The 13,451-nt window shown below is 64.2% G+C and carries 8 protein-coding genes; 4 read left to right on the top strand and 4 right to left on the bottom strand.

Annotated features, from left to right (window positions below; genetic code table 11):
• The first annotated feature begins 495 nt into the window (after positions 1-495).
• A complete protein-coding gene (locus tag AC1RBA_RS18770; protein WP_492419545.1) occupies positions 496-2,922 on the top strand; it encodes a membrane-bound PQQ-dependent dehydrogenase, glucose/quinate/shikimate family in 2,427 nt (808 codons plus the stop codon).
• Positions 2,923-3,024: 102 nt separating this feature from the next.
• Here AC1RBA_RS18770 and AC1RBA_RS18765 read toward each other — a convergent pair whose 3' ends face one another.
• Genes AC1RBA_RS18765 through hemC form a run of 4 tightly spaced genes read right to left on the bottom strand, consistent with a single transcriptional unit; the run spans position 3,025 to position 7,141 of the window.
• Positions 3,025-4,221 carry a heme biosynthesis protein HemY gene (locus tag AC1RBA_RS18765; RefSeq protein WP_071650305.1) on the bottom strand — a complete coding sequence of 399 codons (1,197 nt, stop codon included), beginning with the start codon at positions 4,219-4,221 and terminating at the stop codon, positions 3,025-3,027.
• Positions 4,222-4,225: 4 nt separating this feature from the next.
• Entirely contained in the window at positions 4,226-5,374 is a 1,149-nt protein-coding gene (locus AC1RBA_RS18760) for a uroporphyrinogen-III C-methyltransferase (protein WP_070291290.1), read from the bottom strand.
• A complete protein-coding gene (locus AC1RBA_RS18755; RefSeq protein WP_492419612.1) occupies positions 5,371-6,153 on the bottom strand; it encodes a uroporphyrinogen-III synthase in 783 nt (260 codons plus the stop codon). Before AC1RBA_RS18755 ends, AC1RBA_RS18760 begins: the two co-directional genes overlap by 4 nt.
• The gene (hemC, locus tag AC1RBA_RS18750; protein WP_409026811.1) at positions 6,146-7,141 is read right to left on the bottom strand and encodes a hydroxymethylbilane synthase; all 996 of its coding nucleotides are present in this window, start codon (positions 7,139-7,141) and stop codon (positions 6,146-6,148) included. The genes AC1RBA_RS18755 and hemC overlap by 8 nt, the downstream gene beginning before the upstream one ends.
• A 237-nt stretch (positions 7,142-7,378) precedes the next feature.
• Here hemC and ppc point away from each other — a divergent pair, with 237 nt between their 5' ends.
• The 3 genes from ppc to AC1RBA_RS18735 all read left to right on the top strand — a co-directional run bounded on the left by ppc (position 7,379) and on the right by AC1RBA_RS18735 (position 13,396).
• The gene (gene ppc, locus AC1RBA_RS18745; protein WP_492419542.1) at positions 7,379-10,228 is read left to right on the top strand and encodes a phosphoenolpyruvate carboxylase; all 2,850 of its coding nucleotides are present in this window, start codon (positions 7,379-7,381) and stop codon (positions 10,226-10,228) included.
• A gap of 177 nt (positions 10,229-10,405) precedes the next feature.
• Positions 10,406-12,193, top strand: coding sequence for a PAS domain-containing sensor histidine kinase (locus AC1RBA_RS18740; protein WP_492419540.1), 1,788 nt, complete (start codon positions 10,406-10,408; stop codon positions 12,191-12,193).
• 63 nt (positions 12,194-12,256) lie between these two features.
• Positions 12,257-13,396, top strand: a complete 1,140-nt coding sequence (locus AC1RBA_RS18735) for an HAF repeat-containing protein (protein ID WP_492419538.1) — start codon at positions 12,257-12,259, stop codon at positions 13,394-13,396.
• Positions 13,397-13,451 lie beyond the last annotated feature (55 nt).

Raw genomic sequence — 13,451 nt, 5'->3', positions numbered from 1 at the left:
GGCACGCGCAAGCTGCTGCCGAGAGAATAAACAGGCCATTGGGAATAATAAGTAGAAACACTTAAGCATTACTACGGTCGCCCCCGAGTTAATACCTGAAATATCGTCATATTTTCATTTCAATATCACCATCCAGCGAACATGGTTATCATAACCGGCATTGCATTTATTGCAGCCACTTATAACAACTGTGTCAGGCTTATTCTCCCCGAACTGTCAGCGCGTGATGGCGCGGCCGTCTCACCATCGATGGCCATCAAGCCTGCCAGCCCCGAAACTCAACCATCCAGCATAATCTTTGCGCTTATTTGAAGCATTTATTTGATTCAAATGACGACCTGGCCAAAAAATGGCGCGACCAGAAGACAATCATCAATTCTGATAAACTGTCACATTCTGGTGATTCCAAACTTTGTATATTCTGCAATCGACGCCTTCCCTGAATTCAATATGGCGCTTTCAACGCGCCACCGATAAATCCTTGCAAAAAGGAATATGATGATTCCCTCTTTCCGGCCCGGGCCTTTATTAAAGGTCACCGGCGTTATTTTCATTCTGTTTGGCCTCGCCCTGCTGGGCGGCGGCATCTGGCTGGCCACGCTTGGCGGCTCCTGGTACTACCTGCTGGCCGGCATAGGCATGCTCGTCGCCGGCGTGCTGGTATTCCAGGGCAAGCGCAGCGCGCAAGCTTTCCTCGCCTTCTTGCTGACCGCCACCCTCATCTGGTCCGTCATCGAAGTGAAATTCGACTGGTGGCAATTGCTGCCGCGCCTCGACATCTGGTTTGCCGCCGCCGTCTGGCTGCTGCTGCCCTTCGTCAGCCGCCGCCTGGCGCCACCCGCCGCCACGAAACAGGGGCAATTGGGACGCACGGCCCTGTCCGCCGCCGTGGCCCTGACCGTCATCGCCGGCGTCATCGCCCTGTTCCAGGACTACCATGACCTGCATGGCGACGTGCCAGCCGAAAACATGGCCGCCACCGCCACCGGCGACCAGGCGCCCGGCGTCGAGCACAACGACTGGTCCGCGTATGGCCGCTCCGGCTATGGCGACCGCTATGCCCCGGCCGCGCAGATTACGCCGGCGAATATTTCCGGCCTGAAAGAAGCCTGGACCTACCACACGGGCGACTTCAAGGGACCGAACGACCCGGGCGAGATCGCCAACGAAGTGACGCCGCTGAAGGTCAATGACATGCTGTACCTGTGCACGCCGCACAATATCGTCATCGCCCTGAACCCGGACACGGGCAAGGAAATCTGGCGCCACGATCCGAAGATCAACCGCGACGCAGCCAGCTACCAGCACATGATCTGCCGCGGCGTCGCCTACTGGGACGTCAACGCGGGCCGCGCGAAGAACAACCCGGCCCCCGAAGCGGCCGGCATGGAATGCCCGCGCCGCATCCTGGCGCCGACCATGGACGGCACCATGATCGCCGTCAACGCCGATACGGGCGAGTCGTGCAAGAGCTTTGGCAACAACGGCGTCGTCAACCTGTATAAAAACATGGCCATGATCAAGCGCGGTTTCCTGATGCCGACCTCGCCGCCCGCCGTCTCGCAGAAAATGGCCGTGATCGCCGCCAGCGTGACGGACAACCATTCGACGGAAGAACCGTCGGGCGTGATCCGCGGCTACGATCCCGTCACGGGCAAGCTGATGTGGAACTGGGACCCGGCCACGCCGGAAGATACCAAGCCCTTCCCTGAAGGCAAGAACTACACCAACAACTCGCCCAACTCGTGGGGCGTGGCCAGCATCGATGAAAAGCTGGGCATGGTGTACATCCCGATGGGCAATGAAACCCCCGATACCTGGGGCGGCAACCGCAACAAGAATGGCGAGAAATTCAACAGCGCCATCGTCGCGCTCGACCTGGCGACCGGCAAAGTGCGCTGGGTCTACCAAACCGTGCACCACGATATCTGGGACATGGATATCGGCGGCCAGCCTAGCCTGGTCGACATCGACACGCCGAAAGGCAAAGTCCCGTCCGTCGTCGCCACGACGAAACGGGGCGACATCTATGTGATCGACCGCCGCGACGGCAGCCTGGTCGTGCCGGCGCCGGAAAAACCCGTACCGACGAGCAATCCTGCCACCGGCGACACCCTGTCGCCCACGCAGCCGTTCTCGGCCCTGACCTTCTTGCCTGAACGCAATATCAGCGAAGCGGACATGTGGGGCACGACGCCGTTCGACCAGCTCGCCTGCCGCATCATCTTCAAGGAACGCCGCTATGAAGGCCCGTTCACGCCGCAAACGGCCGGCAAGGGCGCCGTCATCTCGCCGGGCCCGCTCGGCATCTTCGAATGGGGCGGCGCGGCCATCGACCCCGTGCGCCAGTTACTGATCGTCAACCCTGACTACATGGGCTTCCTGGAAAAACTCGTACCGCGCGCCGAAACGACGGCCAAGGGCGGCACGGGCGGCGAAATGGGCTTGCAGCCGCAGACGGGCGTCCCGTTTGCCGTGGAAATCAAGGCCTTTTTGTCGCCGCTGGGCTTCCCATGCCAGGCACCGCCGTGGGGCTATGTGGCCGCCGTCGACCTGCGCACCATGAAAAAAGTGTGGATGCACAAGAACGGCACCACGCGCGACAGCGGTCCCGTGCCGATCCCGTTGCCGCTGGGCGTGCCCAGCCTGGGCGGCATGGTCACCACGGGCGGCGGCGTGACCTTCCTCAGCAGCACGCTCGACTACTACATCCGCGGCTACGACGTCAGCAACGGCAAAGTCATCTGGAAAGCCCGTTTGCCAGCCGGCGGCCAGGCTACGCCGATGAGCTATGTGTCGAACAAGTCGGGACGCCAGTTCGTCGTTGTCATGGCCGGTGGCCACGGCTCGCTGGGCACGAAGATGAGCGACACGCTGATCGCGTATGCCCTGCCCGAAGGCACCGCCGTACCGAAGAAGTAAATAGCAACGCAGCAGCGCACTCCGCCATGGGGTGCGCATAAAAAAAGCCGTTCAGTCTGCACTGAACGGCTTTTTTACGTCTGGAGAAATGGCCTACAAGGCTTACAGGATGGTGGCCAGCGCGCACTGCCGGTAATGGGCGGCAGCCTGTTCCGTCTGCTGCAAGGCGTCGTGCATCTGCGCCAGCTTCAAGTGGGCGTCGCGCACCATCTGCGGCTCGTTGGCGTCCGACAAAGCCTGCTCCAGGTGGCGCTGGGCCTTGCCCCACAGTTTTTGCTTGAGGCACAAGGTACCGAGGGTCAGCGCCAGTTCCGCATCGAGCGGACGCTGTTTCAGCCATTGCTCGCAATGCTCGATCTGCAGCAGCAAGGCCGGCGTGCCGCTCGGGGCCGCCGCTTCGCGGTAGGCGCGCACGACGCGCTCGTCCCAGTCGGCGGCCAGCGACTCTTCGCACACGAGGCGCGCTTCGTCATGCAGGCCGCGCGCATTCAGGGCCGTGGCGGCGCGGCAGGCGATATACGGCTTGACCCGGTCGGCGCTCGGCACGGTCGACCATACGCGCAGCAAGGATTCCGCGTCATGCGACGGGTCGGACAGCAAATGGTCATAAGCCAGTTCGCGCAGGCGCGACGACAGGGCCGGATGCAGGGCGCGGTGCTTGTCGAGCGAACGCACGAGGCGCAGCACTTCCGGCCAGTTCTTCGCCTGCTGCTCGGCTTTCAGCGACCATTGCAGCGCGTGGATATGGCGCGTGCCGCTGGCGTTGAGTTCGCGCACGGCGGCCAGCGCCGCTTCCGGCTGGTGGTCGTCGACCAGCAATTCCGTCACCGTCATCAGACGGGCCGTCTTCAGGCTGGCGTCGCCTTCGACGCGGGCCAGCCAGCTGTCGCGGCGTTCGGACTGGCGCATGCGGTGCGCGGCGCGCGCGCCGATCAGCGCGGCCAGGCCGGCGTTTTCGTCCAGTTCGGCGGCGCGCAAGGCGGCCTTCTCTGCATGGCCGAAACGGCCTTCGAACAGGGCTTTCAAGGCTTCGCGCAAACCCTTGTTGCCATCGCGCTCACGCTTGCGCTGGCGGTAGGCCGCCACTTGCGCCGGCATGCGCACGGTGGCGCGCACGGCGCGCACCAGCAGGTACAGCAGCACGAACAGCACGACCTGCAGCAGCAGGAAGAAGTTCAGCGACAAATCGATGCGGTACGGCGGATAGAACAGCACCACGTTGCCAGGGTTGAAACGGGCCGTCACGGCGATACCGATCGCCGCGGCCATCAGGGCGAGTAACCAGAGAAATAGACGCATGGGCTCAGGACTTCGCTTTGTAGTTGCGCACAGCAGTCAGGCTGTCGGACAAGGTTGGCATTTCGATGGCCAGATTGCTGCCCTGCACCTGGCGCAGCAGGGCTTGCGCCGTCTGCGTGCTCTTGGCGCGGGTGTCGAAATACTTGGCCAGCGCATCCTGCGCGGCGATCAAGTCGTTGCGGAACGCCGTTTCATTGCGCGACAACAAGGCCATGCGGGCATTGAGCAAGCGCAGCTTGACGTTTTCGCGCAAGAAATACGATTGCGTCGGCGACAGCATCAGCGCTTCCGGCGTATCGACCCGGCGGATACGGATCAATTGGCGCACGTCGGCCCACATGTCGCCGCTCCAGGTATTGAAGCCGTCGCGCACCTTTTGCAGCAGCGGTTCCGGCGCCGGCGGACCCACCAGCTTGCCGCTGGCATCGCGCACGGGCTTGGCCTTGCCCGGTTTTTCCGGCGCGGCCGGCAAGGCCGGCGTTTCGTCGGACAGCATCGGCAAGGAATCGACCTGGGCGATCACGGCGTCGAGACGCAGGGCCACGCCCGTCGAATCGACGCTGGGCAGGGCCTTGAGTTTTTCCATGTCGCGCCCGATGGCGCGGCGGATAGTGATGAATTGCGGCTTGTCGGAACGCGACAGGCTGCGGTCCGCGTTTTGCAGGGCGATCAGCGCGCCGGGCACGTTGCCGGCCAGTTGCAGCTGCTGGCTGGCCGTCGACAGCACTTGCTCGATTTCCGTCAGCGCCCACTCGTCGCGGTTCTTCGACAAGTCGTTATACAGTTGTTCCAGGGCCAGCTGCTGGCTTTGCGTTTCGCTCTGGCGGTTTTCCAGCGCCCCCACCTTGATTTCCAGCTCTTTCGTGCCTTCTTGCACGGTGCGCGCCAGCACGCCCGTTTCGGCATTGCTGACATCGCCCTTTTGCAGGCGCTTGGCCACTTCTTCGCGCAGGTTGCGGATCTGCTTGCTGGACGACCAGCTTTGCGCCGCCAGCAGCACGGCCAGCACGATGACGGCGATGCTCATGGGCTTTTGCAGCTGTTCCAGCAAGGTCGGCGCGCGGCCGGCAGGTTGGTCGGCCGCCTGCGGCGCCGTCTTCACGGCGCTGCCAGGCGTTGCATTCGGTTCGGAGAGTGTAGGCATTTCGTTCATGGTCGTGATTGTAACGCGGCGAGCACTCCTGCGTCGCCTGATCCTGTCAGGGTGACACGGGCAAAACCCAGGGCCGCCGCCGTTTGTGCAATGCGGGCGTGCGGCACGATCAGATGTTGCTGTTGCATTTTCACAACAGCCGTCTTTTCAGCATCCAATTCCTCAAGAAGCGCCAGCAAACCGCGCAGCGCTTCCGAGCTGGTGATGATCCAGTCATTATTATGCTGCAACAGCTTTTCCAGGGTCGCCCGCAAGGCCGGCGTCAGCGTTGGCACCTGGCGGCGGTAGGCTGTGACGAACTCGACCTCGGCGCCAGCGGCGCGCAAGCCCTCGGCCAGGTAATCGCGTCCGCCGTCGCCGCGCACGATCAGCACGCGCTTGCCGCGCAGGGCCGGCAAGTCCAGCGCCAGCAATAAATGTTCGGAATCGCTGCGCGCCGTGTCGAGCGGACTGGTGATGCTGGCATTCGCATCCGTGACGCCATGCGCGGCCAAGGCCATCCGGCTGCCCTCGCCCACGACGGCCAGCGGCACGCCTGGCGGCCAGGCGGACAGGTGCGCAAAGACGCAATCGATGGCGTTCGGCGAGACGAAGGCCACCAGGTCATATTCCGCCAGGCGCGCCAGCACGGCTTGCAGCTGCGCGCATTCATCTGCGCCATCGAGCGCGTGGATTTCCAGCAGCGGCAGCAGGGTCACGGGCCAGCCCAGCGCCGCGATCCTGGCGGCCAGCGGCCCCGCTTGCGCCGCGGGCCGCGTGATCACCACCGTGTCAGGCATGCGGCGCCAGGCCTTCATGGTTGTCGGGCGTAATGGCGCACGAGGCGAGGATGCCGGCGGCATCCTGTGCGCGCAGCAGCTCGGCCACCTGTTCGCCCAGCAGCTCCGGCGCGCTGGCCGGGCCTTCGAACTCGGCGCTGGCCATGCGCGCGCCGTCCGGCGTGGCGACCATGGCGCGCAAGCGCATGCTGTCGCCTTCGACAGTGGCAAACGCGGCCAGCGGAATCTGGCAGCTGCCGCCGAAGATCTTCGACACCTTGCGCTCGGCCGTGACGGCTTGCGCCGTATCAATATGGTTCAGCGGCGCCAGCAGGGCCGTCATGTCGACGCCGTCGGCGCGACCGGCGCGCACCTCGATCGCCATCGCGCCCTGGCCGGCGGCAGGCAGGCTGTCTTCCGGCGCCAGCACGGCGCGGATGCGCGACGCCAGGCCCAGGCGTTTCAGGCCGGCGGCGGCCAGGATGATGGCGGCGTAATCGCCACGGTCCAGCTTGCCCAAGCGCGTGTCGAGGTTGCCGCGCAGGGGCAGAATCGTCAGGTGCGGGTAGCGCGCGGCGATCAGCGACTGACGGCGCAGGCTGCTGGTGCCGACGACGGCGCCGTGCGGCAGCTCGGCCAGGCTGGCGTAATCGTTGGACACGAACGCGTCGCGCGGGTCTTCGCGCTCGAGGATGGCGGCCAGGGCAAAGCCTGCCGGCAACTCCATCGGCACGTCTTTGAGCGAATGCACGGCCAGGTCGGCGCGGCCCTCTTCCATCGCCACTTCCAGTTCCTTGACGAACAGGCCCTTGCCGCCTACCTTGGACAGGGCGCGGTCCAGAATCTGGTCGCCGCGTGTGGTCATGCCGAGAATTTCAACGCTACACTGCGGATACAGGGCGGCCAGGCGCGCGCGCACGTGTTCGGCTTGCCACATGGCAAGACGGCTCTCGCGCGTGGCAATCACCAGGCGGGAAGGAATATTTTGGGTCAATTCGGATGCTTTCAAAACAAGTTCTTTCGCTGTGGCTGTCGTTGTCGTTGCCAATTCGCCCGTCCGATATCAATTTGTATCGGAATGACGCCCGGCCTCGCTATAATCGTTATCCCTTAGCCTAGAAGGCCAAGTCAGGCTAGCGTCCATGTTGAAGACCACAAATTTTATCATGCGCCCCCTCCCCTCTGCGGCCAAACGCCCGGTGCGATCCACATTCCCTTGCTTTTACACTTACTTTGGTTCTTTATTATGCTCAATGACGCAGTAGCACCAGAAATAGTTCCAGCGGCCGGCTCCGACAAGGACGCGCCGCTGAAAGAAGATATCCGCCTGCTGGGCCGCCTGCTGGGCGACGTGCTGCGCGAACAGGAAGGCGACGCCGTCTTCAATGTGGTGGAAACCATACGCCAGACTTCCGTGCGCTTCCGCCGCGAAGCGGACGCCGACGCCGCGCTGGAACTCGACGCCATGCTGAAGGAACTGAGCCGCGAACAGACGATTTCCGTCGTGCGCGCCTTTTCCTATTTTTCGCACCTGGCCAACATTGCGGAAGACCAGCATCACATCCGCCGCCGCCGCGCCCACCTGCTGGCTGGTTCCCCGGCGCAAAAGGGCAGCGTCAGCTTCGCACTGAAGAAGCTGCGCGCCGCCGGCGTGCCGCGCAAGACCGTCGACACCTTCTTCCAGGACGCCCTGATCGCGCCCGTGCTGACGGCCCACCCGACGGAAGTGCAGCGCAAGAGCATCCTCGACGCCGAGCACGACATCGCCCGCCTGCTGGCCGAGCGCGACCTGCCGCAGACGCCGAAGGAACGGCAGGCCAACATGCAGCTGCTGCGCTCGCGCGTGGCCACCCTGTGGCAGACGCGCATGCTGCGCTACTCGAAGCTGACGGTGGCCGACGAAATCGAAAACGCCCTGTCCTACTACCGCATCACCTTCCTGCGCGAATTGCCGGGCCTGTACGACGACATCGAGGAAGACATCGCCGCCGAGTACCCGAACGGCAACGGCACGATCGAGCCGATCAATGCAGCCTACGTGCAGATGGGCAGCTGGATCGGCGGCGACCGCGACGGCAACCCGAACGTCAATGCGGGCACCATGCAGCACGCGCTGGCGCGCCACGCCACCACCATCCTCGACTTTTACCTCGACGAAGTGCACGCGCTGGGCGCGGAACTGTCCGTCTCGACCCTGATGGTGGGCGTGAGCGCCGAACTGCAGGCGCTGGCCGACCAGTCGCCGGACGCCTCGCCGCACCGCAGCGACGAACCGTACCGCCGCGCCCTGATCGGCATCTATGCGCGCCTGGCCGCCACGGCCCGCGCGCTGGGCGCCACCAACATCCTGCGCAAGGAAGTGGGCGCGGCCGCCCCCTATCCTGACGCGGCCGCCTTTGTGGCCGACTTGCGCACCATCGTCGCCTCGCTCGAGTCGCACCACGGCGCGGCCCTCGTGCGCCCGCGCCTGGCCACGCTGGCGCGGGCGGCCGACATCTTCGGTTTCCACCTGGCGTCGCTCGACATGCGCCAGACTTCCGACGTGCACGAGCGCGTGCTGGCCGACCTGTTCGCGAAAAGCGGCGTGGCCGCCGACTACACGACCCTATCCGAGGAAGACAAGCAGGCGCTGCTGCTGAACGAACTGGCCCAGCCGCGCCTGCTGTACTCGCCCTACATCGCCTACGCCACGGAAACGGATTCCGAGCTGGCCATCCTGCGCGCGGCGCGCGACATCCGCCAGCGCTACGGCGCGCGGGCCATCCGCAACTACATCATCTCGCACACGGAAACCGTCTCCGACTTGCTGGAAGTATTGCTGCTGCAAAAGGAAACAGGCTTGCTGCGCACCGACTGGCAGGCCGGGGGCGACGGCGACAGCACGTGCGAGCTGATGGTCATCCCCCTGTTCGAGACCATCCCCGACCTGCAGCGCGCGGCCGGCATCATGAGCCAGCTCATGGCCTTGCCGCTGGTCAAGCAATTGATCGCCAAGCAGGGACAGTTGCAGGAAGTCATGCTCGGCTATTCCGATTCGAACAAGGATGGCGGTTTTCTCACGTCGAACTGGGAACTGTACAAGGCGGAACTGGCATTGGTGACGGATTTCCAGAAGGCCGGCGTCAAGCTGCGCCTGTTCCATGGCCGCGGCGGCACGGTGGGCCGTGGCGGCGGACCCAGCTACGAAGCCATCCTGGCGCAGCCGCCGGGCACCGTCAACGGCCAGATCCGCCTGACGGAGCAGGGCGAAATCATCGCCTCGAAGTTTTCCAACGCGGAAATCGGCCGGCGCAACCTGGAATTGCTGGTCGCCGCGACCCTGGAAGCGAGCCTGGCGCCGCAGGAAGCCAATCCGGCCCGCAACGGCCAGCTGGCGCAATTCGAAGCCGTGATGGCGCAGCTGTCGGACCTCGCCTATCACGCCTACCGCCACCTCGTGTATGAAACGCCGGGCTTTACGGAGTATTTCTTCTCGGCCACGCCGATTGCGGAAATCGCCGAGCTGAACCTCGGTTCGCGCCCCGCCTCGCGCAAGGCCAACCAGCGCATCGAAGACTTGCGCGCCATTCCCTGGGGCTTTTCCTGGGGCCAGTGCCGCTTGCTGCTGCCGGGCTGGTTCGGCTTCGGCAGCGCCATCGAAGCGTGGATCAACGATGGCGAGCCAGCGTCGAAGGATGACAGGATCGCCACCCTGCGCGCCATGTACGCCGAATGGCCGTTCTTTGCCACCCTGCTGTCGAACATGGACATGGTGCTGGCCAAGACGGACCTGGCCATCGCCTCGCGCTACGCGGAACTGGTGGCGGACCAGGACTTGCGCGAACGCATCTACAAGCGCATCACGGAAGAGCATGGCAACACCTTGCGCTGCCTGGAGCTGATCACCGGCAATACCGAGCGCCTGGCGGGCAATCCGCTGCTGGCCCGCTCGATCCAGAACCGCTTCGCCTACCTCGACCCGCTGAACCATTTGCAGGTGGAATTGATCAAGCGCAACCGCGCCCTGTCCAGCGCCAGTAAAGTCGATGAACGGGTGCACCGCGGCATCCAGCTGTCGATCAATGGCGTGGCGGCAGGCTTGCGCAACACGGGCTGATCGCGCCGCATTGCCTTCGGCAAGCAGGGGCCGGCACCGCAAGGGCCGGCCCTTTTGCTTTCCAAATGGAAAAATATTCTCAATAAAACAACATTTGGTATTACACTAGCGTCGAATACTTTTCCCACTCCGGCGCCACGTGCACCGCAGCGGCCAACGATGACGCCAGGGACGCGTATGAGCAAATGGTCGATTGAAACGCTGAGTACGGCATGCGCCGCCCTCGTCCTGGTGGTGCTGGGCTGGCTGGCCGGCGCGGCCTGGCAGGAGCTCGACTCCTGGGAACATATCTGGCTGTTGCTGCTGCTGGCGGCAGCCGCCGGCACGGCCATGTGGCTGATGCGCAAGCTGCGCGCCCACCTCGCCAGCACGCGCTTGCAGCTCGATGCCAGCACCATGCGCTACCGCCACCTGAGCGAGACGGCGCAGGACGGCATGTGGCAAACGGATGCGCAAGGCACGATATTGCATCTCAACCAGCGCCTGTGCGACATGCTCGATATGCCTGCGGAAAAGCTGCTGGGCCATAAAATGAGCGAATTCTACGATGAGGCGACCTTGCTGCGCCTGTGTCCGCTGCGCCAGACAGCCACGGATAGCTGCATGGGAGAACTGCAATACCGGCACAGCGACGGTTCGGAACGCTGGGCGATGATCAGCGGCCGCCGCCTGTACGACCAGCAGGGCACGCTGACGGGCGCGCTCGTGCTGGCCAGCGACATCACCGAACAAAAGCGGGCCGAACATGCATTGAGCGTCGCCCATGCGGAACTGGAAAGCCGCGTGGCCCTGCGCACGGCCCAGCTGCTCGACGTCAATCTCCAGCTATCGGCGGAAATCGCCATGCGCGCGCAAACGGAAGCGGCCCTGGCGCGCAGCGAAGAACGGCTGCAGGACATCATCTCCATGATGCCCCTGTCGCTGTTCCTGAAAGATGCCGATTCGCGCATCGTGCTGATGAACCAGGCCTGCGAGCAGCAATGGGGCGTGCGCCAGCAGGACATTGCCGAAGGGCGCGACTTGCAGCATTTCCCCAGCGACCAGAACGTGGGCTTCCACGCGGCGGACCAGGAAGCGTTTGCCAGCCGCAAGGTGGTGATACGCGAAGAACTGGTATGGAATGCGCAGCTGCAGGAAAATCGCCTGCTGCAGACACACAAGAAACCCATCTTCGATGCCGAAGGGCGGCCGCAGATGATCATCGCCATGGCCATCGACATCACCGACAGCAAGCGCAACGAGGAAAACCTGGAGCGCACCCTGGCCCAGCTGCGCGAACTGAGCGACCACCAGCAAACGATCAAGGAAGAGGAACGCCGGCGCATCGCGCTCGACATTCATGACGACCTGGGCCAGAACCTGATGGTGCTGCGCATCGATGTGTCGCTGCTGCACGCGCGCACGGCCAAGACCCATCCGCGCCTGCACCGCCACGCGCAGCGCGTGCTCGACACCATCGACACCACCATCCGCTCGGTGCGCACCATCATCAATGACCTGCATCCCAGCACCCTCGAACTGGGACTGGGTCCGGCGGCCGAATGGCTGCTCCGCCAGATGGAGGGCCGCGGCGCCATCCGCTACCGGCTCACGCTCGACAGCGAGGTGCCGGACCTGGGCCTCGATCAGCGCCAGACCTCGGCCATCTTCCGCGTGCTGCAGGAATCGCTGTCGAACATCGTGCGCCACGCCCAGGCCAGCGAAGTGGAGGTGGCGCTGGAGCAAAATGCGGATTCCATCATCCTGCGCATCAGCGACAACGGCATCGGCATGCAGCCGGGCGACGACGGCAAGCGGGCCGCCTTCGGCCTGAAAAGCATACGCGAACGTGTCCACGCGCTGGGCGGCGAACTGCGCATCGACAGCCAGGCGGGCCGGGGCACGGTGCTGACCATCTACCTGCCCCACGCCGCCAGGCGCGCCATGCCGGCCATGCCCGAACACAAACATTACCAAAAACAGTAACAAATTAGATATGCATTTTTGGCAAATAAAAGTATAGTAAGTTTTTTCCTAGAGGAAACTATCATGCTGACACGGTTCTCCCGCCTCCCCGCCCCATTGCTCGGCCTGCTCCTGCTGGCCGCCGTTTCCAACGCCAGCGCCACCATTTATGCCGAACGGGGCTTTGGAGAAAGGGATGGCAACGGCAGCATCGCATCCGACCTGAACCCGGCTGGCCTGGTGGCCGGCATCATCATGGAAGAAGAAGGACGGCGCCGCGCCGTGACGTATCAGCATGGCCGCCTCCGCGAGCTGGGCACCCTGGGCGGCGATGAAGGTTTTACCAAGGCCATCAATATCCATGGCGCGGTGGTCGGTTCGGCGCAAACGGCCAGCGGCGCCTGGCACGCCTTCCGCTACGACGCGGCCGGCGGCATGCGCGACCTGGGCACCTTGGGCGGTACCAGCAGCTATGCCACGGCCATCGCACAAGGCGGCCAGGTGGCCGGCTATGCCGACACGAGCGGCGGCGATTTCCACGCCTTTGTGACAAAAGCCGACCACAGCCTGCAAGACCTGGGCACCCTGGGCGGCGCCAGCAGCTATGCCAGCGGCCTGAACAACCATGGCGTGGTGGTGGGCACGGCCCAGCGCGGCGATGGCTACCGCCGCGCCTTCGTCTACCACCCCGGCGCGGGCATGCAGGAAATCGGTACCCTGCCCGGCGGGCGCATCAGCTCGGCCACCGCCATCAATGACGCGGGCCTGATCGTGGGCGCCTCGGAAACGGAAAAACGCCGCTGGCACGCGTTTGCCTGGGATGGCAAGCGCATGCTGGACCTGGGCGCCCTGATCGGCCAGGGCGACAGCTACGCCACAGCCGTCAACGCGGCCGGGCACGTCGTCGGCAGCGTCAACATCAACGGCTTTGAACCGATGACCTTTGTCTACAAGGAAGGCGTGATGACGGTACGCCGCCGCGACGACGGCCTGTATCTGACCAACAAGATCACGGACGCCGGCCTGGTGGTGGGCGCCGTCTACACAGGGCATAAATTCCAGGCCTTCGCCGTGCCCTCGCAAGCATCGCCGCCGCCGCCGCGCCGCAACCCGCTGGACTGGTTCTTCCTGACCGTCATCGCCGCCGCCTGCGGCGCAGCCCTGTTCCGCGCGCGCCGGCACGTGCGCGCCGGCCTGCTGGGACAGCGCACGCATTTTCTGTAAATCGTCACAGGTAGGGACGAAAAAAAAGAGGCTTGCGCCTCTTTTTTTATTGCCT

The organism is Janthinobacterium sp. GW823-FHT03B06, assembly GCF_058796955.1.
The sequence above is the reverse complement of the archived record's forward strand: the minus strand, read 5'-3'. Positions and strand labels throughout refer to the sequence as shown.

Bases quoted from the DNA above. Each gene is read 5' to 3' on its own strand.
- AC1RBA_RS18755 (WP_492419612.1), bottom strand. From the start codon at position 6,153: ATGCCTGACACGGTGGTGATCACGCGGCCCGCGGCGCAAGCGGGGCCG.
- AC1RBA_RS18740 (WP_492419540.1), top strand. From the start codon at position 10,406: ATGAGCAAATGGTCGATTGAAACGCTGAGTACGGCATGCGCCGCCCTC.
- AC1RBA_RS18760 (WP_070291290.1), bottom strand. From the start codon at position 5,374: ATGAACGAAATGCCTACACTCTCCGAACCGAATGCAACGCCTGGCAGC.
- AC1RBA_RS18770 (WP_492419545.1), top strand. From the start codon at position 496: ATGATGATTCCCTCTTTCCGGCCCGGGCCTTTATTAAAGGTCACCGGC.
- AC1RBA_RS18765 (WP_071650305.1), bottom strand. From the start codon at position 4,221: ATGCGTCTATTTCTCTGGTTACTCGCCCTGATGGCCGCGGCGATCGGT.
- ppc (WP_492419542.1), top strand. From the start codon at position 7,379: ATGCTCAATGACGCAGTAGCACCAGAAATAGTTCCAGCGGCCGGCTCC.
- AC1RBA_RS18735 (WP_492419538.1), top strand. From the start codon at position 12,257: ATGCTGACACGGTTCTCCCGCCTCCCCGCCCCATTGCTCGGCCTGCTC.